The organism is Streptomyces sp. NPDC001828 (assembly GCF_042892175.1).
Classification (GTDB): domain Bacteria; phylum Actinomycetota; class Actinomycetes; order Streptomycetales; family Streptomycetaceae; genus Streptomyces.
In genome coordinates this window covers 20,844-41,770 of sequence record NZ_JBIATV010000021.1, presented here as the reverse complement: position 1 = coordinate 41,770, position 20,927 = coordinate 20,844, and the positions used below count along the sequence as shown (strand labels likewise).

The 20,927-nt window shown below is 72.2% G+C and carries 14 protein-coding genes; 2 read left to right on the top strand and 12 right to left on the bottom strand.

The features are described from left to right. Nucleotides 1-101 precede the first annotated feature (101 nt). The 10 genes from ACFYZA_RS38185 to ACFYZA_RS38140 all read right to left on the bottom strand — a co-directional run bounded on the left by ACFYZA_RS38185 (nt 102) and on the right by ACFYZA_RS38140 (nt 15,965). A complete protein-coding gene (locus ACFYZA_RS38185; RefSeq protein ID WP_382598393.1) occupies nt 102-1,802 on the bottom strand; it encodes a proline--tRNA ligase in 1,701 nt (566 codons plus the stop codon). A 73-nt stretch (nt 1,803-1,875) separates the two neighbouring features. Beyond that, on the bottom strand, nt 1,876-2,433 hold the full coding sequence (locus ACFYZA_RS38180; RefSeq protein WP_382598391.1) for a GNAT family N-acetyltransferase: 558 nt from the start codon (nt 2,431-2,433) through the stop codon (nt 1,876-1,878). 15 nt (nt 2,434-2,448) lie between these two features. Next, nucleotides 2,449-3,291, bottom strand: a complete 843-nt coding sequence (locus ACFYZA_RS38175; RefSeq protein WP_382598419.1) for a GNAT family N-acetyltransferase — start codon at nt 3,289-3,291, stop codon at nt 2,449-2,451. Nucleotides 3,292-3,749: 458 nt separating this feature from the next. Next, nucleotides 3,750-4,907: a flavodoxin-dependent (E)-4-hydroxy-3-methylbut-2-enyl-diphosphate synthase gene (gene ispG / locus ACFYZA_RS38170; protein WP_382598389.1), complete on the bottom strand. Its 1,158-nt coding sequence runs from the start codon at nt 4,905-4,907 to the stop codon at nt 3,750-3,752. Between the two features lie 233 nt (nt 4,908-5,140). After that, nucleotides 5,141-6,442 (bottom strand): M50 family metallopeptidase, encoded by a 1,302-nt coding sequence (locus ACFYZA_RS38165; RefSeq protein ID WP_382598387.1) that lies wholly within the window; start codon nt 6,440-6,442, stop codon nt 5,141-5,143. Then, nucleotides 6,439-7,689, bottom strand: a complete 1,251-nt coding sequence (gene dxr, locus ACFYZA_RS38160; protein ID WP_388494884.1) for a 1-deoxy-D-xylulose-5-phosphate reductoisomerase — start codon at nt 7,687-7,689, stop codon at nt 6,439-6,441. Before dxr ends, ACFYZA_RS38165 begins: the two co-directional genes overlap by 4 nt. A 204-nt stretch (nt 7,690-7,893) precedes the next feature. Next, a complete protein-coding gene (locus ACFYZA_RS38155; RefSeq protein ID WP_382598383.1) occupies nt 7,894-9,819 on the bottom strand; it encodes an acyl-CoA dehydrogenase family protein in 1,926 nt (641 codons plus the stop codon). A gap of 219 nt (nt 9,820-10,038) precedes the next feature. Next, the gene (locus ACFYZA_RS38150) at nt 10,039-11,484 is read right to left on the bottom strand and encodes an aldehyde dehydrogenase family protein (RefSeq protein ID WP_382598381.1); all 1,446 of its coding nucleotides are present in this window, start codon (nt 11,482-11,484) and stop codon (nt 10,039-10,041) included. A 419-nt stretch (nt 11,485-11,903) separates the two neighbouring features. Further along, on the bottom strand, nt 11,904-13,457 hold the full coding sequence (locus tag ACFYZA_RS38145) for a PucR family transcriptional regulator (protein WP_388494883.1): 1,554 nt from the start codon (nt 13,455-13,457) through the stop codon (nt 11,904-11,906). A 165-nt stretch (nt 13,458-13,622) separates the two neighbouring features. Further along, nucleotides 13,623-15,965 (bottom strand): ATP/GTP-binding protein, encoded by a 2,343-nt coding sequence (locus tag ACFYZA_RS38140; protein WP_388494882.1) that lies wholly within the window; start codon nt 15,963-15,965, stop codon nt 13,623-13,625. A 246-nt stretch (nt 15,966-16,211) separates the two neighbouring features. On the opposite strand from ACFYZA_RS38140, the gene gabT reads away from it, so the two are divergent. Both gabT and ACFYZA_RS38130 read left to right on the top strand, forming a co-directional pair. Next, nucleotides 16,212-17,546, top strand: coding sequence for a 4-aminobutyrate--2-oxoglutarate transaminase (gene gabT, locus ACFYZA_RS38135; RefSeq protein ID WP_161246215.1), 1,335 nt, complete (start codon nt 16,212-16,214; stop codon nt 17,544-17,546). 99 nt (nt 17,547-17,645) lie between these two features. After that, complete coding sequence (locus ACFYZA_RS38130) at nt 17,646-18,443, top strand: phosphatase PAP2 family protein (protein ID WP_388494881.1); 798 nt, start codon at nt 17,646-17,648, stop codon at nt 18,441-18,443. Here ACFYZA_RS38130 and ACFYZA_RS38125 read toward each other — a convergent pair. After that, a complete protein-coding gene (locus ACFYZA_RS38125) occupies nt 18,394-20,211 on the bottom strand; it encodes a chitinase (protein WP_388494880.1) in 1,818 nt (605 codons plus the stop codon). The two genes, ACFYZA_RS38130 and ACFYZA_RS38125, sit on opposite strands and share 50 nt — an antisense overlap. Nucleotides 20,212-20,309: 98 nt before the next feature. Then, nucleotides 20,310-20,783 carry a hypothetical protein gene (locus tag ACFYZA_RS38120; RefSeq protein WP_382598371.1) on the bottom strand — a complete coding sequence of 158 codons (474 nt, stop codon included), beginning with the start codon at nt 20,781-20,783 and terminating at the stop codon, nt 20,310-20,312. Nucleotides 20,784-20,927 lie beyond the last annotated feature (144 nt).

Below are 20,927 nucleotides of genomic sequence, written 5' to 3'. Positions count from 1 at the left end.
GGGGGGGCGCCGGCGGGGGGGGGGGGGGGGCGGGGGGGGCGCCCCCCCCGGGGGGGGGGGGGCCCCCCCCCCCCACCCCGGGAGGACGGCACACCAGGCCGTCAGGCCGTCAGGCGGGCGATCGCCTCGGCCAGCGGCAGCTCCTCGCGCTCACCACTGCGCCGGTCCTTCAGCTCGAAGACGCCCTCGGCGACCCGGCGCCCGGCGACCAGGATCTGCGGCACGCCGATCAGCTCGGCGTCGGTGAACTTCACGCCGGGCGAGACGCCCGCCCGGTCGTCGACCAGGACCCGGAGCCCGGCGGCGCGCAGTTGCTCGGCGGCGTCGAGCGCGGCCTCGGTCTGGACGGCCTTGCCCGCGGCGACGACGTGCACGTCGGCCGGGGCGATCTCGGCGGGCCAGCACAGGCCCTTGTCGTCCGCGGTCTGCTCGGCCAGGGCCGCGACCGCGCGGGAGACGCCGATGCCGTACGAGCCCATCGTGACCCGGACCGGCTTGCCCTCCTTGCCGAGGACGTCGAGCTGGAAGGTGTCGGCGTACTTGCGGCCGAGCTGGAAGATGTGGCCGATTTCGATCGCCCGGTCCAGCTTGAGGCCGGCGCCGCAGGACGGGCAGGGGTCGCCCTCCTGGACCACGACGACGTCGAGGTGGTCGTCCACCTCGAAGTCACGGCCGCAGACCACGTTGCGCGCGTGGGTGTCGGGCTTGTTGGCGCCGGTGACCCAGGCGGTGCCGGGTGCGACGCGCGGGTCGGCGATGTAGCGGACCTTCTCCAGGCCCTGCGGGCCGACATAGCCGCGCACCAGGTCGGGGCGGTCGGCGAAGTCCTCGGCCGTCACGAGCTCCACGACCGCCGGGGCCAGGTGCTCGCCGAGCTTGCCGAGGTCCACCTCGCGGTCGCCGGGCACGCCGACGGCGACGATCTCGCCGTCGACCTTGACGAGGAGGTTCTTGAGGGTGGCCGAGGCCGGGACGCCGAGGTGGGCGGCCAGGGTCTCGATGGTGGGGGTGTCGGGGGTGTCGATCTCCTCGACGGGCCCGTGCGCGGAGCCGTCGACGGGGGCGGCCACGAACGTGACGGCCTCCGTGTTCGCCGCGTAGTCGCAGGCCGGGCAGTCCACGAAGGTGTCCTCGCCGGCGGCGGCCGGGGCCAGGAACTCCTCGGAGGCGGAGCCGCCCATGGCGCCGGAGACGGCGGACACGATGCGGTGGTCGAGGCCCAGGCGCGCGAAGATCTTCTGGTAGGCGGCGCGGTGCAGCGCGTACGACTCGGCGAGGCCCTCGTCGGTGGTGTCGAAGGAGTACGAGTCCTTCATCTGGAACTCGCGGCCGCGCAGCACGCCGGAGCGCGGACGGGCCTCGTCGCGGTACTTGGTCTGGATCTGGTAGAGCATCACCGGCAGGTCCTTGTAGGACGTGCACTGGTCCTTGACCGTCTGCGTGAAGATCTCTTCGTGGGTCGGGCCGAGCAGGTACTCGCCGCCCTTGCGGTCCTTGAGGCGGAAGAGCAGGTCGCCGTACTCCTCCCAGCGGCCGCTGGCCTCGTACGCGTCCTTGGGCAGCAGGGCGGGCAGCAGGACCTCCTGCGCGCCGATGGCGTCCATCTCCTCGCGCACGACGGTGGAGATGTTGTCCAGGACCTTCTTGCCGAGCGGCAGCCAGGTCCAGATGCCGGCGGCGTTGCGGCGCACGTAACCGGCACGGACCAGGAGCTTGTGGCTGAGCGTCTCGGCGTCCGCCGGGTCGTCGCGCAATGTCTTGGCCATCAGACGGGACATGCGCTGAACCTGGGCGGCTGCCATGGATTTCTCTCCTGTACGTGCACGGGGTGATGCCTGGAGGTTAGCCGGGCGGCCCGAGTGCGCGGAAATCCGTTTACCGCGGGGGCTCCTTCCGCAGCAGCGGGAGGGGGGCGCCCATCACGGCGTACGGCCGTGCCGCGCTCGGGAACTGCACCTGGCCGGCGAGGTCGGCGTAACCGAGCGTGCGGTACAGGGCGCGGGCGGGGCTCTCGGTGTCGATCGCGGAGAGGATCGAGCGGGGTTCGGCGGCGGTGTCGGTGATGGTGGTGATGAGCGCCCGGCCCACGCCCCGGCCCTGGAAGGCGGGGTGGACGTGCAGCTCGGTGATCACGAAGGAGTCGTCGAGCCAGTGGTCGCTGCCCTTGTTGCGCAGGTACGGCTCGACGACGGTGGACCACCAGTGGGCCCGGTCGTTGGGCATCCCGTACACGAAACCCACCAGGCGCCCGTCGGCGGTGGTGGCTCCGAGCGCCCTGGCGCCGGGGTAGGTGAGGTGGCGGAGCACGATGTGGCGGCGGACCCCGACCTCTTCGGCGCCGAGTCCGAAGGCGACCGCCTGCACGGCGAGCGCCTCGTCCACGCGGGCCGCGAGGTCGAGCGGTCCGACCAGTACCTCAGAGTCAGGAGCCATGGGCGCACCCTAACCTCAGAACAGCACGCTCATGAATGCTCCGGTCTCACGGAAACCGACCCGGCGGTAACAGGCGCGGGCGGGGGCGTTGAAGTCGTTCACGTACAGGCTCACGACCGGGGCGACGTCCGCGAGGGCGTACCGCAGCACGGCCGCCATGCCGGTGGCCGACAGGCCCTTGCCGCGCTGTTCCGGCGCGACCCAGACGCCCTGGATCTGGCAGGCCTGGTTGGTGGCGGCGCCGATCTCGGCCTTGAAGACGACCTTGCCGTCCTCGACGCGGGCGAACGAGCGGCCGGAGCCGACGAGTTCGGCGACCCGGGCCTGGTAGAGCAGACCGCCGTCACCGGCCATCGGGGAGACCCCGACCTCCTCGGTGAACATGGCGACGCAGGCCGGCATGATCACGTCCATCTCGTCCTTGCGGATGCGGCGGACGTACGGGTCGGGAGCGATGTCGTCCGGCATCCGCTCGGTGACCATCAGGGGCTGGTGCGGGCGTACGTCGCGGGCGGGGCCCCAGTGCGGTTCGAGCAGCCCCCACAGCCGGGCGGTCGGTTCGGCGGGGCCGACGATCGAGGAGCAGCGGCGGCCGGTGCGGCGGGCGCGGTCGGCGAAGGAACGTACCGCCTCGGGGGTGGCGCAGATCGGTACGAGGTTGGCGCCGGAGTAGCACAGGGAGCGGAGCCGGCCGTCCGCGTACCAGCCCCACATCTCGCCGCCGAGGCGCCAGGGGTCGAGGCCGGCGATCTGTACGCGGGAGGTCACGAACGCGTTGGCGACCGGGTCGCTCTCCAGGATGGCGAGCGCCGCGCCGAGGTCGCCGGGTTCGAGGACCCGGGTGGTGGTCTGCATCAACACGAGGGGGCCTCACGGGACGGGCTGCTGATCTCCGCACTGTACCCGCCGCCCCGGGCCCCCCGCTTTCCTGGGGCTCCGCCCCAGACCCCGTATCGCGTCTGAACGGCGCTCGTCCTCAAACTCCCCCAAGGCCTTAAGGGCCAGGGGGAACCCCCATGACGGGCTGAAGATGCCCGTGCGGGCCCGCACCGATCAGCTGGACGAGCTGAAATGCCCGGTGCGGGCCAGCGCCGAAGTCTTTAGGGGCGCGGGGAACTGCGCGACCAGCCACGCACGGTCCGCAGCCGAACCCATGGGGCCCGGGGCGCAGCCCCCGGAAGCCCGTCCCATCCCCACCCACCCCCGGAGGGTTTGGGGAAGGGGCGGGGAGGGGCCAAAAACCGGGGCCCGGGGCAGAGCCCCGGCACGCCCCCCGGGCTCGGGCCAAAGCCCGGCGCACCCCCGGCCGGGGCGGGTCAGCCGGCCACCGAGATCTGGGGCTCGCCGGAGGCGACCCCGTCCCGCTCCATCTGCTCCGCGATCTTCATCGCCTCGTCGATCAGCGTCTCCACGATCTTCGACTCCGGCACCGTCTTGATGACCTCGCCCTTGACGAAGATCTGGCCCTTGCCGTTGCCGGAGGCGACACCCAGGTCCGCCTCACGCGCCTCGCCCGGACCGTTCACCACACAGCCCATGACCGCGACCCGCAGCGGAACCTCCATGCCCTCAAGGCCCGCCGTGACCTCCTCGGCCAGCTTGTAGACGTCGACCTGGGCCCGCCCGCACGACGGGCAGGACACGATCTCCAGGCGGCGCTGACGCAGGTTCAGCGACTCCAGGATCTGGATGCCGACCTTGATCTCCTCGGCCGGCGGAGCCGAGAGGGAGACGCGGATCGTGTCGCCGATGCCCTCCGCGAGCAGCGCGCCGAACGCGACGGCGGACTTGATCGTGCCCTGGAAGGCGGGACCCGCCTCGGTCACACCCAGGTGCAGCGGGTAGTCGCTCTGCGCGGCCAGCAGCCGGTAGGCGTTCACCATCACGACGGGGTCGTTGTGCTTGACCGAGATCTTGATGTCGCGGAAGCCGTGCTCCTCGAAGAGGGAGGCCTCCCACAGCGCGGACTCGACGAGCGCCTCCGGCGTCGCCTTGCCGTACTTCTTCAGCAGCCGCGCGTCCAGGGAGCCCGCGTTCACGCCGATCCGGATCGGCGTACCGGCGTCCTTCGCCGCCAGCGCGATCTCCTTGACCTTGTCGTCGAACTGCTTGATGTTGCCCGGGTTCACGCGGACCGCCGCGCACCCCGCGTCGATCGCGGCGAACACGTACTTCGGCTGGAAGTGGATGTCCGCGATCACCGGGATCTGCGACTTCCGCGCGATCGTGGCGAGCGCGTCCGCGTCGTCCTGCGTCGGACAGGCGACGCGGACGATCTGGCAGCCCGACGCCGTCAACTCGGCGATCTGCTGCAACGTCGCACCGATGTCCGACGTCCTCGTCGTGGTCATGGACTGCACCGAGACGGGTGCGTCCCCGCCGACCGCCACGGAACCGACCTGGATCTGACGGCTCTTGCGACGCTCGGCCAGCTTGGTCGGTACGGACGGCATTCCCAGTGAAATCGCAGTCATCTGCTGTGCAACCCCAAGGTGTGGATCAAGGTCCCGAGATCGGCGGGCTCCAGCCTTCGAGGTTACGTCACCCACGGGGCCCCGAGCACACCCTGCCCCGGAGTTCACGCGAAGGGGCGGCTCCGGGCGCGCCATGCGCCCGAGCCGCCCCTGTTCGCGTACCGCGTCCGTACACGGGTCGTACACCGGCCGTATACGGCGGCCGCGTACGACAGGGGTCTCCCCCGCCGCCGTCAGGTGATCTTCACCGGGTTCACCACGTCCGCCACGAGGACGAGCAGCGTGAAGCAGATGAAGATCCCGGCCACCACGTACGCGACCGGCATCAGCTTCGCCACGTCGAACGGGCCCGGGTCGGCGCGCTTGAAGACGCGGGCGACGTTGCGGCGCAGCGACTCCCACAGGGCGCCCGCGATGTGGCCGCCGTCCAGCGGGAGCAGCGGCAGCATGTTGAACAGGAACAGCGAGAGGTTGAAGCCCGCGAGCAGGAACAGGAACGTCGCGATGATGTTCGGCGTCGGGGCGTCCAGGTTGAGCACCTCTCCGCTGAGGCGGGCCGCGCCGACCACGCCGACCGGGGAGTCGGCCTTGCGCTCGCCGCCGTCGAAGGCCGCGTTCCACAGGTCCGGGATCTTGCCGGGCAGGGCGACGATCGAGTGGACGCCGTTCTGCACCATCTCGCCCATGCGGTCCACGGACTGGCCGAAGGTGAGCGGCTTGATCTCGGACTTGGGCGCGAAGCCGAGGTAGCCGGCCGGCACGTACTGGTCCGGTACGACGTCGCCGTTCCCGTCCTTCTTCGCCACCATGTTCTTGGCGAGCGTGGGGTGCAGGGTGACCTGCTGGCCCGCGCGCTCCACGGTGATCGTGGCCGGGCCGATGGTCTCGCGGATGCGGTCGGAGAGGTCGGACCAGTCCTTCACGGGCTTGCCGTTGAAGGCGACGATGTTGTCGCCGTTCCTCAGACCCGCGGCCTCGGCGGGCGACACCGCGTCGCCCGGCTCGCAGGTCTGGCGCTTCTCGCTCTGCGCGATCACGCATTTCTGCACGCCGGCGACCTGGGTGGTCTGGGCCGCCATGCCGAAGCCCATGAGCACGCTGAGGAAGATCGCGACCGCGAGGATCAGATTCATGAACGGGCCGGCGAACATGACGATGACGCGCTTCCACGGCTTGCGCGTGTAGAAGAGCCGGTCCTCGTCGCCGGGCTGGAGTTCCTCGAACGCGGCCGCCCTCGCGTCCTCGATCATCCCGCGGAACGGCGAGGTCGAGCGGGCCTCGATGCGGCCGTCCGCGCCGGGCGGGAACATGCCGATCATGCGGATGTAGCCGCCGGCCGGCACCGCCTTGATGCCGTACTCGGTGTCGCCCTTCTTGCGCGACCAGATGGTCGGGCCGAAGCCGACCATGTACTGGGGCACGCGGATGCCGAAGAGCTTGGCCGTGGAGAGGTGGCCGAGCTCGTGCCACGCGATGGAGATGAGCAGCCCCACGGCGAAGAGCACTATGCCGAGGACCGTCAACAGGATCGTCATGCGTGTGCCTCCGCTGTTGCCTTCACCGCGAGTTCCCGGGCCCGGGCGCGCGCCCAGGTCTCCGCTTCCAGGACGTCCGAGACCGTGAGGGAAGTTCCCGTGGACGGCGTGCCGTGTTCGGTGACGACGTCCGTCACTGTCTCCATGATCCCGCTGAAGGGGAGCCGCCCGGCCAGGAACGCGTCCACGCATTCCTCGTTCGCGGCATTGAACACCGCCGGAGCCGTTCCGCCCAGCTCCCCGACGTGCCGGGCGAGTCCCACCGAGGGGAAGGCCTCGTTGTCGAGCGGGTAGAACTCCCAGGTCGAGGCCTTGGTCCAGTCGAAGGCGGGGGCCGCGTCCGGCACCCGCTCGGGCCAGCCGAGCCCGATGGCGATCGGCCCGCGCATGTCGGGCGGGGTGGCCTGGGCCAGCGTGGAGCCGTCGGTGAACTCGACCATGGAGTGCACATAGGACTGGGGGTGCACGACGACCTCGATGCGCTCGAAGGGGATGTCGTAGAGCAGGTGGGCCTCGATCACCTCCAGGCCCTTGTTGACCAGGGTCGCCGAGTTGACGGTGATCACGGGGCCCATCGCCCAGGTGGGGTGGGCGAGCGCGTCGGCGGGGGTGACGTCGGCGAGTTCGCTCTTGGTACGCCCCCGGAAGGGACCGCCCGAGGCGGTGACGACGAGCTTGCGCACATCGGCGCGCTTTCCGGCGGCGAGCGCCTGGAAGAGGGCGGCGTGCTCGGAGTCGACCGGGATGATCTGGCCGGGCTCGGCGATCGCCTTCACCAGCGGCCCGCCGACGATCAGCGACTCCTTGTTGGCGAGCGCGAGCGTGCGGCCGGCCGTGAGCGCGGCCAGCGTCGGGGCGAGGCCGATCGAGCCGGTGATCCCGTTCAGGACGGTGTGGCAGGGCGACGCCGCGAGCTCGGTGGCCGCGTCGGGGCCGGCCAGGATCTCGGGGAGCGGCTCGCCCGCGTACTGCGCCGCGAGCGCCGCGCGCAGCGCGGGCACGGTGTCCCCGCGGGCCACCGCGACGGTGCGCACCCGCAGCCGTCGGGCCTGCTCGGCGAGCAGCTCGACCCGGCCGCCGGCCGCGGAGAGCGCGGTGACGCGGAAGCGGTCGGGGTTGCGCAGGACCAGGTCGATGGCCTGGGTACCGATGGACCCGGTGGATCCGAGGACCACCACATCGCGTCGGCCTTCGGCCGGGTCGAAGGTGATGTGGGGGTCGGCGAGGGGGGCTGGGCTGTCGCTCATGCCCCCATTGTTGCCGCATCGGCTGTGTGCCCGAACAGCGCTCCTGACAATAAGACCGGGATGAGTGCGCGGGCGGGGCCGGGAGCCGGGCGCGGCCGGGGCCGGAAGGCGGGCGCGGGCGCCGTCCCGTACCCCGCTCGCGGGACGGCGCCCAGGGTCCCGGCGCCGGAGCGGAACCTCCCGCCGCGGCCTGCCGGAGCCGGGTCAGCGGATGGGGCGGTGGACGTTGTCGCGCTTGGCCGGGCCCGGGGTCGCGTCCGCGATCCAGGCACCGTCGTCGGACGGGTCGATGACGCCCTCCTCCAGCCAGGTGTACGCACCGGCGAGCACCTCGTCGACGACCTTGCGGTCGAGGTCGTCGGTGTTGCTCCACAGCCGGGTGAAGAGCTCCTCCACGCGGATGCGCGACTGGCGGCAGAAGGTGTCGGCCAGCTGGACCGCCTCGCGGCCGTTCTCACCGGCCGCGCGCAGGTGCTCGGCCCGTACGCAGGCCGCGCTCATGGCGAACAGTTCGGCCCCGATGTCGACGATCCGGCCGAGGAAGCCCTGCTTGGTCTCCATCCGGCCCTGCCAGCGCGACATCGCGTAGAACGTCGAGCGGGCGAGCTTGCGGGCGGACCGCTCGGCGTACCGCAGATGCTGGGCCAGTGGCCCGAACTCGCTGTAGGCATTGGGTAGTTGACCCGGACCCGCGACCAGCTTGGGCAGCCACTTGGCGTAGAACCCGGCCGCGCCCACGCCCGCCTTCGCCTTGTCCTGGAGGTTCTTGTCCGGGTCGATGAGGTCGCCCGCCACGGACAGGTGGGCATCCACCGCCTCGCGGGCGATCAAAAGGTGCATGATCTCCGTCGAGCCCTCGAAGATGCGGTTGATCCGCATGTCCCGGAGCATCTGCTCGGCGGGCACGGCCCGCTCGCCGCGGGCCGCGAGCGAGTCCGCGGTCTCGAAGCCGCGGCCGCCGCGGATCTGGACCAGCTCGTCCGTCATCAGCCAGCCCATCTCGGACCCGTACAGCTTGGCGAGGGCGGCCTCGATGCGGATGTCGTTGCGGTTCTCGTCGGCCATCTGCGCCGAGAGGTCCGTCATGGCTTCGAGGGCGAACGTGGTCGCGGCGATGAAGGAGATCTTGGCGCCGACCGCCTCGTGCCGGGCGACCGGACGGCCCCACTGCTCGCGTACGCCGGCCCATTCACGGGCGATTTTCAGACACCATTTGCCGCCGCCGACGCACATCGCGGGCAGCGAGAGCCGGCCCGTGTTGAGCGTGGTCAGGGCGATCTTGAGGCCGGAGCCCTCGGGCCCGATCCGGTTGGCGGCCGGGACGCGGACCTGGTGGAAGCGGGTGACGCCGTTCTCGATCCCGCGCAGTCCCATGAACGCGTTGCGGTTCTCGACGGTGACGCCCGGCGAGTCCGCCTCCACCACGAAGGCGGTGATGCCGCCCTTGTGGCCCTCGGACTTCGGCACCCGGGCCATGACGACCAGGAGGTCGGCGACGACCCCGTTGGTGGTCCACAGCTTCACGCCGTCCAGGACGTACGTGTCCTCGCCGTCCGGCACGGCGGCGGTCGCCAGGCGGGCCGGGTCGGAGCCCACGTCGGGCTCGGTGAGCAGGAACGCGGAGATGTCGGTACGGGCGCAGCGGGGCAGGAAGGTGTCCTTCTGCTCCTGGGTGCCGAACAGCTTCAGCGGCTGGGGCACGCCGATCGACTGGTGCGCGGAGAGCAGCGCGCCGATCGCGGGGCTGGCCGAACCGGCAAGCGTGAGCGCCTTGTTGTAGTAGACCTGGGTCAGCCCCTGGCCCCCGTACTTCGTGTCGATCTTCATCCCGAAGGCGCCGAGCTCCTTGAGCCCGTTCACGACCTCGTCCGGGATCTGCGACTGGCGCTCGATGAGGCGGCCGTCGACCCGGGTCTCGCAGAAGTCGCGCATCTTGGCGAGGAAGGCTTCGCCGCGCTCCACGTCCTCGGGGGCGGGCTGGGGGTGGGGGTGGATCAGGTCGAGGCGCAGCCGGCCCAGGAAGAGTTCCTTCGCGAAGCTGGGCTTGCGCCAGTCCTGTTCGCGGGCGGCCTCGGCGACCTGGCGCGCCTCGCGCTCGGAGACCTTGGGCGTGTGCTGTGGTGCGGTCATTGAGGGGTTCTCCTCGCCGCGGGCTGACGGGTGCGGGCGGCTGCCCGTTACCGGGTGGTGCTACTCGACCGTATGTACCCCATTCCCGGCACTTGGACCACCCCTCGCGGCCGCCCGGACGCACGGCGGCGGCCGGAACCCCCGCACAGTGGGTTCCGGCCGCCGGTCTCACATCGCCCGCGTCCTGCGGGGCGAGGCCCGTCAGGTGCTGGTCGGCGACTACAGGGCGAGGCCCGTCAGGACGAGGACGCGCTCGTAGGTGTAGTCGTCCATCGCGTAGCGGACGCCCTCGCGGCCGACGCCGGAGGCCTTGGCGCCGCCGTACGGCATCTGGTCGGCGCGGTAGGACGGCACGTCGCCGATGATCACGCCGCCGACCTCCAGGGCGCGGTGGGCGCGGAAGGCGGTCTGCACGTCGTGCGTGAACACCCCTGCCTGGAGGCCGTACTTGGAGGAGTTGACCGCGGCGAACGCCTCGGCCTCGCCGTCCACCTTCTGCACGGTGAGGACCGGTCCGAAGACCTCCTCGCAGGCGAGGGTGGTGTCGGCGGGGACCTCGGTGAGCACGGTCGGCGCGTAGGAGGCGCCGTCGCGCTTGCCGCCGGCGAGCAGCTTGGCGCCGGCCGCGACGGCCTCGTCGACCCAGGACTCGACGCGCTTGGCGGCGTCCTCGCTGACCAGCGGGCCGACGTCGGTGGCGGAGTCGGACGGGTCACCGGTGACCTGCGCCTCGACGGCGGCCACGACCTTCGGCAGCAGCCGGTCGTACACGGCGGCGTCCGCGATCACGCGCTGCACGGAGATGCAGGACTGGCCGCCCTGGTAGTTGGAGAAGGTGGCGATGCGGGTCGCCGCCCAGTCCAGGTCCTCCTCGGAGGCCCAGTCGGCGAGCACGACGGCCGCGCCGTTGCCGCCGAGCTCCAGGGTGCAGTGCTTGCGCGGCACAGAGTCCATGATCGCGTAGCCGACCTTGTCGGAGCCGGTGAAGGAGATGACCGGGAGGCGGTCGTCCTGCACCAGGGCCGGCATCTTGTCGTTGGCGACCGGCAGGATGCTCCACGAGCCGGCGGGCAGCTCGGTCTCGGCGAGGAGCTCGCCGAGGATGAGCCCCGAGAGCGGGGTCGCGGGGGCCGGCTTCAGGACGATCGGGGCGCCGACCGCGATGGCCGGGGCGACCTTGTGGGCGCACAGGTTCAGCGGGAAGTTGAACGGGGCGATGCCGAGGACGACGCCCTTGGGGAAGCGGCGGGTCAGGGCGAGGCGGCCCACGCCGCCGCCGTCGGTGTCCAGGCGCTGGGCCTCGCCGCCGTTGAAGCGGCGGGCCTCCTCAGCGGCGAAGCGGAACACGGACACCGCGCGGCCGACCTCGCCGCGGGCCCACTTGACCGGCTTGCCGTTCTCGGCGGAGATCAGCTGGGCGATCTCCTCGGTGCGCTCGGCCAGGCGCTTGGAGACGTGGTCCAGGGCGGCGGCGCGGACGTGCGCCGGGGTCGCCGCGAACTCCTCCACGACGGCGTGCGCTGCGGCCACGGCCTCCTCGACCTGGGCGTCGGTGGGGACGCTGACCGAGGCGACGTGACGGCCGTCCCAGGGCGAAGTGACATCGAAGCTGTCGTCGCCGGTGGCCTCGCGGCCGGCGAGCCAGAAGGCGTGGGTAGAAGTCATGCCCTCACGGTAGGGCGCGGGGCGGGGGTGTGTGTTTGTCCGGCATGGAGTGGTCCGCCCACTCCGTACGCCGCTTTGTCGCCCCGCGAGCGCGGCGCCCCTGGGGCTTCGCCCCAGACCCCGTTCGCGCCTGAACGGCGCTCGTCCTCAATCGCCGGACGGGCTGAAATGCCCCGATGCGGGCCCGCACCGAGACATTCGGGGCCCCCTACAGGGGCGCGGGGAACTGCGCGACCAGCCACGCGCGGTCCGCAGCCGAACCAAACCAGGGAGCCCGGGGGCGCAGCCCCCGGAAGCCCACCCGCCCCCCCACTCCACCCCCGGAGGGTTGCGGGAAGGGGCGGGGAGGGGCGAAACCCGGGGTCTGGGGCGGAGCCCCAGGGAGAGGGGGCCGGGGGCGGAGCCACGGGAAGAAGGGGTCACCCCGGGTCGGGGGCGGACGTCGCCTTCAGGGCGAGCCAGAGCTCCATGCGGACGTCGGGGTCGTCCAGGGAGCGGCCCAGGATCTCCTCCACGCGGCGCATCCGGTACCGCAGGGTGTGCCGGTGCACCCCGAGATCCGCCGCCGCCGCGTCCCACTGCCCGTGCCGCGAGAGCCACGCCCGCAACGAGGCCACCAGATCACCCCGCCCCGTCGCGTCGTGCTCGTACAGGGCCCGCAGCATCCCGTCCGCGAACGCCCGCACCGCGTCGTCCGCGAGGAGCGGCAGCACCGATCCCGCCACCAGCTCCTCGTGCTCGACGAGGGGCTTGCCCCGGCGCCGGGCGACCGACAGCGACTGCTCGGCCTGTTTGTACGCGGAGGCCGCCGCGATCGGCCCGGCCGGTGCGGAGAGCCCGACGACGAGTTCCTCGCCCTCGGCGGCCTCGTGGGCGAGGCAGGCCGCGACCGCCTCGCCCCCGTCCGCGGCGAGCACGACGATCCGCGCGGCCTCCGGCACCACCAGGACCGCCTCGCCGCAGCGCGCGGCGGCCGACTCCATGGTCTCGGCGAGCGCGCCGAGCCCCGCCGGGTCGCCCTCGCCCGCCGGTTCGGCGATGACCAGGCGGAACGGCGCGTCCAGGAGCCCGCCGTACAGGTCCCCCGCGACCGCGCGGGCGTGGTCCTGCTGCCCGGAGAGCAGCATGCGCAGGATCGCCGCGCCCAGGCGCTGCTCGGCCGCCTGCAGCGAGCGGGAGCGTTCGGTGGTGAGGGTGAGCAGGGCGACCGCCGAGTGGACCGCGTACCGCTCGGCGGTGCCGAGCGGCGCCCCGGTGCCGACGGCCAGCGCGCCCCGCACCCGGCGCCCGGTGCCGAGCGACTGGAGCTCGACGCGGTCCCCGGAGGCCTCGTCGGCGCCGCCCACCACCGCGCTGGCCGGGGCCGCCCGTTCGCGCAGCCGGGCGACGTCCGCGGTGAGCCGGGCGGCGCGGCGCGCGGCCCAGTCGGGGGCGGCGGCCACGACCGCGCCGGAGGTGTCGTACAGGGCGGCCCAGCCGTCGACGTGGGCGGCGAGCTTGGCGATGAGCACGGCCGGGCCGTCGGAGAGCGCCGCCTTCGTGAGTTCGCGCTGTGCCTCGAACCCGGCGGTGACCGCGCGGTACTGGTCGGCCGAGATGGCCGCCGAGACCGCCTTGGAGATGGCGAGGAACGGGGTGCGCCGGGGCACTTCCAGGAGGGGCAGGCCCTCCTCGCGGGCCGCGTCCAGGAGCGCGTCCGGCACGGTGTCGTAGTTGACGCCGATCGCGAAGCCCAGCCCGACCACTCCGGCCCGGGACAGCCTGCGCACATAGCGGCGCATCGCCTGGGGGTCCTCGGCGTCCAGGGTCATCGCGGTGATGAGCAGCAGCTCGCCGCCCTCCATGTACGGGACTGGGTCGGCGAGTTCGCTGACGTGGGCCCAGCGCACCGGGCGGTCCAGGTGTTCCTCACCGGCGCGCACGGTGAGCTTGAGCGCCGAGTGCTGGACGAGCGAGGCGAGCGTGGGCGGCATGGGACCGGCTACCTTCGACGGGAAATACGAGAAGTACTGCGGGCGGGCGAGCGGGACGTGGGACAGGCGATTGCTACGTCCCGTATGAACGCACACTCCCATTTTGCCAGCTCGGCCAGGTCCCCGGGAGTGCTCCGGGAGCCGTTCGGGCGCCCGGTACCGGCCTCATCCCCGGAGGTCGACCAGCAGGGGCGGTGCGTGCTCCCCCTTCACGGTGGTCAGCGAGAGCACCGCGTGCCCGGCGGGCACCTGGTGGGCGAGCTCGGAGGCCGACCAGCGTTCGCGCTCGACCTTGCGCACGGTGACCGCGTCGGTGGTGACCGCCTTGCCGGTGACGAGTTTGCGCAGCGCGTGGACGGCCCGGGTGAGCGGCTGGTCGGCGAAGACGGTGTGCTTGGCGACCTCGGTGGTCTCCACCCATTCGGTGCCCCACGCCTGCGCGAACAGCCGCCCGTCCCAGGTGCTGACCCCGGCGAACGCCATGTGGCAGCCGACCGAGCCGAGCAGCGAGGTGTGCAGCTGCTCCGGTACGTCGCCGAGCGCGCGCAGCGTGAGCAGCACTCCGGCGTTGCAGTTCCGCAGCCGTTGCAGGGCCCGTACGGACTCGGCGGTGACGGCGTGCGTGGCGTCGTCGAGGGCCAGGAAGGCGAAGAGGGACCGGTCCCTGCGGGCGGCCGCGCCGGTGCTGAACTGGGCCAGGATCAGCCGGGTCAGCAGGTGGGCGGCCTCCGGGTGGGCGCGTTCGGGCACGTCCACGCGGACTCGCAGCGGGTGTTCCAGGGAGCGCAGCGAGAACGGCCGGCTCTCGCCGGTGGTGTCGAAGAAGCCCTCGAAGGCGGGGCGGTCGAGCACCGCGACGCGCGCGGCGAGGGCGAGTCCCGGGTCGCCGGGAGTGCCCAACTGCCTTTCCCTGGCGTCGAGTTCACGGTGGTAGGCGCGGTGGTCCTCGTCGTCGAGGCGGCCGCGCAGATCGGCGAGGGCGCCGGGCGAGCCGTCGAGCAGCTCGCGCAGGACGGGCACGGAGGGGAAGCGCCGGTGGGCGGCGCGGTAGGGGCCGAGCAGCTGGGCGAGGACCGTCGCGGCCCGGCGTGAGTCGACCTCGGCGAGGTCGCCCGCGAAGGCCTCGGCGAGCAGGGCCGCGGCCTCGTCGGGGTCGGCGGTGCCGCCGTACAGGTCGAGGTCGTAGGCCGAGGAGGCGTCGCCCGGCTTGATCACCACGTCGTAGCCGTCGTCGGGGCCCAGCGGCGTGCCCGCCGCGCACACCGCGACGACGGCGGCCTTGCCGGCCAGCGCCTGGAGTGCGAGCAATTCCACGACGGGCCGCACCAGGTGCCGGGTCTTGCCCGAGCCGAACGGGCCGATCGCGAGCAGCGAGGAGCCGAGCGAGCCCGGGTCGATCGCGGCGCCCGCGCCCCTGCGCGCGCGGGGGGTGCGCTCGGTGTCGGGGTAGCGCCCGAGCCGCACCTGGGAGGTGAGGAGGTCGTGGGTGGCCGCGCGGGCGGGCAGATCGCGGTCGCCGGAGGGGTGCAGACAGGCCCGCGCGCCCTGGCCCGCGACGGCCTCGGTGAACGCGCCGAGGCGGGCCGGGTCGGCCTTGACCGTCGTCCAGGCCCGCCGGATCCGTACGCAGTCGACGTCGTTCATGCGCCCGGAGCGCTCCTCGGCCACCAGCCGGTCGGCGGCCGCGGCAAGCCCGGCGGCCCGCAGCTGGGGCCAGTCGGCGGGGGAGGTCACGGGTGCGGCGGGGGGCGCGGCCGGTGCCTTCGCGGCGGGTTTGCGCGCGCGGAAGTGGCTCAGCCAGTCGCCCTCCTTGGCGAACGGCCAGAGCACCGCGCCGCCGACCAGGACGTACAGGGCGTAGTTGACGAGGGTCGCGACCGTCCGGTCGCCGTTGCCGGTGGTCCACGAGAGCGGGAACAGGCTCCAGATCGCGAAGAAGAACGGGAACAGGCTCGTCCCGATCACCAGCCACACCGCGACGCCGCCGGCCAGGGCGGTGCGCAGGGTCCGCTCGGGCTGCGGGCAGTCGACGGCATAGCGCCGGAAGACCTCTAGCCAGTTGCCCATCCGCCCGAACACGAAGATCAGCAGGGCCGCGAACAGGCTGTTGTAGACCTGGATCGCGGTGACCGACTGGGGCGGCCTGGGGTAGCTCCACCACTCGGCCGGCGTGAACAGTTCGAGCAGCACCCGGCTGTGCGGGATGTAGCCGTTGCTCCACAGCGACCAGACGAGGGTGGCGGCGAGCAGCGCCACCAGGGCTCCGACGAGCAGTGCCCGGTCCGGTACCCGGTCCGGGTCGGCGTCGGGCCGCGGCTTGTGGCCGAAGCGCCACAGGCCCGGCTCGGCGGGGGCGCGCGGGGTGCGCAGCCAGTCGCCGAGCGAGGTTCCGGCCGTGGGCGCCTCGACGGGCCGGGGCGGGAGCGCCGGGCGCGGCGGCGGTCCGGCGGGGCGCGGGACCGATCCCGAACGGGTGCCGCGTGCGTCGTACGTGCCTTCGGTGTCCATCGACCCCTTGCCCCCTGACCAGCCAGGTCCGTTCCGAGCGGTGCGAACGCTCAATCTAGTGGCAGCGCACGACGGTTCACCGCTGCCGCGCACCGCGCGCCCGCCCGGGGGAACTGTCCGCCGAGGACAAGGGACACACCCCCACCACTACCGAACGGCGCATGCCACGGGCCGTCCCCGCGCCCTAGCCTGCCAAGAAAGCCAAGGAAGCGTCCGAATCCCCCAGAAAATCTCCAGGAGCCCCTCATGAGCGCGATCCCGCAGGAGCGCCGCGTCGTCACCGCCATCCCCGGCCCGAAGTCGCAGGAGCTTCAGGCCCGCCGTCTCGCGGCGGTCGCCGCCGGTGTGGGCTCCACGCTGCCCGTCTTCACCGCGCGCGCGGGCGGCGGCATCATCGAGGACGTCGACGGCAACCGCCTGATCGACTTCGGTTCCGGTATCGCGGTGACCTCGGTCGGCGCCTCCGCCGAGGCCGTGGTGCGCCGCGCGAGCGCCCAGCTGCAGGACTTCACGCACACCTGCTTCATGGTGACGCCGTACGAGGGCTACGTCGCCGTCGCCGAGCAGCTCGCCGAGCTCACCCCGGGCGACCACGCGAAGAAGTCCGCCCTGTTCAACTCGGGCGCCGAGGCCGTCGAGAACGCCGTCAAGATCGCCCGTGCGTACACCAAGCGCCAGGCCGTCGTCGTCTTCGACCACGGCTACCACGGCCGCACCAACCTGACGATGGCCCTGACGTCCAAGAACATGCCGTACAAGAACGGCTTCGGCCCGTTCGCGCCCGAGGTCTACCGGGTGCCGGTGGCCTACGGCTACCGCTGGCTCACCGGCCCGGAGAACGCCGGCGCCGAGGCGTCCGCGCAGGCCATCGACATGATCAACAAGCAGATCGGCGCGGACAACGTCGCCGCGATCATCATCGAGCCGGTGCTCGGCGAGGGCGGCTTCATCGAGCCGGCCAAGGGCTTCCTGCCGGCCATCAGCCAGTTCGCCAAGGACAACGGCATCGTCTTCGTCGCGGACGAGATCCAGTCCGGCTTCTGCCGCACCGGCCAGTGGTTCGCCTGTGAGGACGAGGGCATCGTCCCCGACCTGATCACCACCGCCAAGGGCATCGCGGGCGGCATGCCGCTCGCCGCCGTGACGGGCCGCGCCGAGATCATGGACTCCGCCCACGCCGGCGGCCTCGGCGGCACCTACGGCGGCAACCCGGTGGCCTGCGCCGCCGCGCTCGGCGCGATCGAGACGATGAAGGAGCTCGACCTCAACGGCAAGGCCAAGCGCATCGAGGAGGTCATGAAGGCCCGCCTGGCCACCATCGCCGAGAAGTACGACATCATCGGCGACATCCGCGGCCGCGGCGCCATGATCGCGATCGAGCTGGTCAAGGACCGCGCCTCGAAGACCCCGAACCCGGAGGCCGCCGGCGCGCTCGCCAAGGCCTGCCACGCGGAGGGCCTCCTGGTCCTGACCTGCGGCACCTACGGCAACGTGCTGCGCTTCCTGCCGCCGCTGGTCATCGGCGAGGACCTGCTCAACGAGGGCCTCGACATCATCGAGCAGGCCTTCGCCGGCGTCTGAGGGGCGACCGGTACCGCCTGTGAAGAAGGTGTGGGGGGCCAATGGCGGGATGGAGTTCCCGCTGTCGGTCCCCCGCTGTCTGTCGTACGGTTTCCGCAGATGAGAGAAACACCCCGCCCGCAGGGGACTGCGGGCGATTCCAGAGCGGAGCTTCCCCAGCCCTGCCCTGGTCGTGCCCTCGCGCACACCACTGGAGCCCCCGGCTCCGGAACTCCTCACCGATCGGACGACCGACCGCCCCACACCCCCCGGGGCGAGCGGAAGGCCGGTCAAGGCGGCCGCCCCGGAACCTCCCCCCCTGTTCCGGGGCGGCCGGCTTTCCTCTTCGCCGCGCTGCTCTGCGCGTTCGCGGTCATCACCTGGCAGGTCGCCTCGGGCGGCCCGCTGCGCCGTCTCGACGAGCGCCTGGATCCCCCGCTCACCGGCCACGGCCCCTCCTGGCTCGCCGAGGGACTCTCCGACCTCGGCAGCATGCCGGTCGCCCTGCCCGTGCTCGCCCTCGCGATCGGCTACGCCCTGTGGCGCGGTCTGCGCCGACGGGCCCTGATCGCCGCCGCCACGATGGCGCTGGTACCGCTGCTCGTGGTGCCGGTGAAGGAGTGGATCGCCCGGCCGGGTCCGTTCGACCCCGCCACCGGCTACTACCCCTCGGGCCACACCGCGACCGCGATGGTGGCGTACGGCTCGGTCGCGCTGCTGCTCTCCCCCGTCGTACGCCGACGCCGGCCGCTGCCCGTCGCCGCCGGGATACTGACGGCGGCGACGGGCACCGGTCTGGTGCTGCACGGCTACCACTGGCCCCTGGACGTGCTGGCCAGCTGCTGTCTGTGCGGGGCGCTCCTGGTGCTCAGCTCCACGGGTATGCGTCGAAGTTCTTCGAGAACTCGCCGCCGTTGAACCGGTCCCAGTTGATGGACCACGTCATCAGTCCGCGCAGGCCCGGCCAGCTGCCGTGGGTCTGGTAGGTGCCGCAGTTCGCCTTCTTCGTCAGGCAGTCCAGGGTCTTGGTGACCTCGGCGGGGCTGGTCCAGCCGTTGCCGGCCTGAGTGGAGGCGGGCAGGCCGATGGCGACCTGGTCGGGCCGCAGTGCCGGGAACGTCTTGGCGGCGTCGCCCGCGACCGGGAAGCCGGTGAGCAGCATGTCGGTCATGGCGATGTGGAAGTCGGCGCCGCCCATCGAGTGGTACTGGTTGTCGAGGCCCATGATCGAGCCCGAGTTGTAGTCCTGGACGTGCAGCAGGGTGAGCGAGTCGCGCAGGGCGTAGATCACCGGCAGGTAGGCGCCGCAGCGCGGGTCCTGGCCGCCCCAGGGTCCCGAGCCGTAGTACTGGTAGCCCATCTGCACGAAGAACGTCTCCGGGGCCATGGTCAGGACGAACTTGGAGCCGTACTTGGCCTTGAGGGTCTTCAGGGCGTCGATGAGGTTGACGATGACGGGAGTCGTGGGGCTCCTGAAGTCGGTGTCGCCGGTGTTGAGCGAGAGCGAGTGGCCCTCGAAGTCGATGTCGAGGCCGTCGAGGCCGTAGTCGTCGATGATCTTCGAGACGGAGGAGACGAAGGTGTCGCGGGCGGCGGTCGTGGTGAGCTGGACCTGGCCGTTCTGCCCGCCGATGGAGATCAGCACCTTCTTGCCGGCGGCCTGCTTGGCCTTGATGGCCGCCTTGAAGTCGGTGAGCGACTCCACGGTCGGGCACTCGCTGACCGGGCAGAGGTTGAAGCGGATGTCGCCCGAGGTCGCGGAGGTCGGCTCGCCGAAGGCGAGGTCGATGATGTTCCAGTCGTCGGGCACGTCCGCCATGCGCGTGTAGCCGGCGCCGTTGGCGAAGGAGGCGTGCAGATAGCCGACCAGGGCGTGCCCCGAGGGCGGCGGGGTGGTGCCGCCGCTGGTGGTGGTCGCGCCGACGGCGGCCGACTTGGGCGACTCGCCCGCGCTGTTGGTCGCGGTGACCTGGAAGCTGTACGCGGTGCTGGGGGCGAGGCCGGTGACGGTGGCCGAAGTCCCGTTCACCGAGGCCACTTTGGTGCCGTCGCGGTAGACGTTGTATCCGGTGGCGCCGGTGGCCGGGGACCAGCTCAGGCCGATGCTGGAGGAGGTGGCACCGGAGGCGGTGAGCCCGGTGGGGGAGGCCGGTTTCTGGACGGGGGCGCCGCCGGGCCCGATCAGGCTCACGTCGTCGGCCCCGTAGGCGGCGGTGCCGTACCAGCCATGGGTGTAGACGGTCACCGAAGTGGTGTTCGCGCCGGTCTTGAAGGTGGTCGTCAGCTGCTGCCAGGACGGCGCGGACTGGGTCCAGGTCGACACGTCGGTCGTGCCGGTGCCGGACGCGCCGAGGTAGACATAGCTGCCCTGCACCCAACTGCTCAGCGTGTAGGTGGAGTTGGGCTGTACGGCGACGCTCTGGGCGCACTGCGCGTTGTCGCTGCCGGCCGGGGTGGCCTTCAGGGCGTGGGTGCCGCCGTGCACGGGCGAGGCGACCACGGCGCCGCTGCCCGCGGTACAGCTCCAGCCGTCGAGCCCGGACTCGAAGCCGCCGTTGCGCATGAGGTCGGTGTCGGCGGCGTGCGCGGAGGGCGCCGACGCGACGAGTCCGGCCGCGGCGAGGGCGGCCGCCGTCAGGGTGGCACAGAGGGATGACCGGAGGGCCGGATGTCTGGTGCGGTCCACAACTGCCTCCAGGCAAGGGGGTATTGAGACACGAAGTGCGCACAACATGGTCCAGACCAATCGGGTTGTCAAGACCTCTGGCAGCCGACCGGCCCCGCTCAGTCCCCCTTGTCCCGGTTGTCCCCGTCACGCGCGATCCTGGCCGCCGCCTCGTGCATCGCCAGCTCCAGAAGCGTGGGGTCGGTGAGGGTGCCCGAGCCGTCGGGCGGCACCAGCCACCGCACCCCGCCGGTCGCCCGGCCCGGGTAGGGCACCACGATCCAGGTGCCGTGGCCCGCCCCCCGCACCCCCGTGCCGAGCCAGCGCGCCGCGGTGCCGGGCGGCACGAAGAAGCCCATCCGCGCGTCGCCGAAGTCGGCGAGCACGGGACCGGGGTGGTCCACGAGCCGGGTCAGCACATCGAGCGTGTGGTGCCCGAGCCCGCCCGGCAGGATCAGTACGTCCCAGCGCCGGCCGGCCGGAAGGAGGGCGACCCCATGGGGGTTGCGCTCCCATTCCCACCGGCAGGCGTCGGGATCCGGCGCCACCGACGCCAGCCATTCCACCGCGGTCTTCGACCCCGAGGCAGTCATTGCCGTCCTCCGATCAACCCACTCCACTGGGCACAGCCAGTGCGTCCACGGGAGAGAGCGGCCCCGGGCCGGGCTATGACGCGACTTTCGGCTACCAATCGGCAGTGAGCTGGGTCACATGGTGATCGAAAGGGGTACGCCCCC

Excerpts from the sequence above, each read along its gene's own strand:
- ACFYZA_RS38185 (WP_382598393.1), bottom strand. The coding sequence starts at position 1,802 with ATGGCAGCCGCCCAGGTTCAGCGCATGTCCCGTCTGATGGCCAAGACA.
- ACFYZA_RS38180 (WP_382598391.1), bottom strand. The coding sequence starts at position 2,433 with ATGGCTCCTGACTCTGAGGTACTGGTCGGACCGCTCGACCTCGCGGCC.
- ispG (WP_382598389.1), bottom strand. The coding sequence starts at position 4,907 with ATGACTGCGATTTCACTGGGAATGCCGTCCGTACCGACCAAGCTGGCC.
- ACFYZA_RS38165 (WP_382598387.1), bottom strand. The coding sequence starts at position 6,442 with ATGACGATCCTGTTGACGGTCCTCGGCATAGTGCTCTTCGCCGTGGGG.
- dxr (WP_388494884.1), bottom strand. The coding sequence starts at position 7,689 with ATGAGCGACAGCCCAGCCCCCCTCGCCGACCCCCACATCACCTTCGAC.
- ACFYZA_RS38155 (WP_382598383.1), bottom strand. The coding sequence starts at position 9,819 with ATGACCGCACCACAGCACACGCCCAAGGTCTCCGAGCGCGAGGCGCGC.
- ACFYZA_RS38150 (WP_382598381.1), bottom strand. The coding sequence starts at position 11,484 with ATGACTTCTACCCACGCCTTCTGGCTCGCCGGCCGCGAGGCCACCGGC.
- ACFYZA_RS38145 (WP_388494883.1), bottom strand. The coding sequence starts at position 13,457 with ATGCCGCCCACGCTCGCCTCGCTCGTCCAGCACTCGGCGCTCAAGCTC.
- ACFYZA_RS38140 (WP_388494882.1), bottom strand. The coding sequence starts at position 15,965 with ATGGACACCGAAGGCACGTACGACGCACGCGGCACCCGTTCGGGATCG.
- gabT (WP_161246215.1), top strand. The coding sequence starts at position 16,212 with ATGAGCGCGATCCCGCAGGAGCGCCGCGTCGTCACCGCCATCCCCGGC.
- ACFYZA_RS38130 (WP_388494881.1), top strand. The coding sequence starts at position 17,646 with ATGAGAGAAACACCCCGCCCGCAGGGGACTGCGGGCGATTCCAGAGCG.
- ACFYZA_RS38120 (WP_382598371.1), bottom strand. The coding sequence starts at position 20,783 with ATGACTGCCTCGGGGTCGAAGACCGCGGTGGAATGGCTGGCGTCGGTG.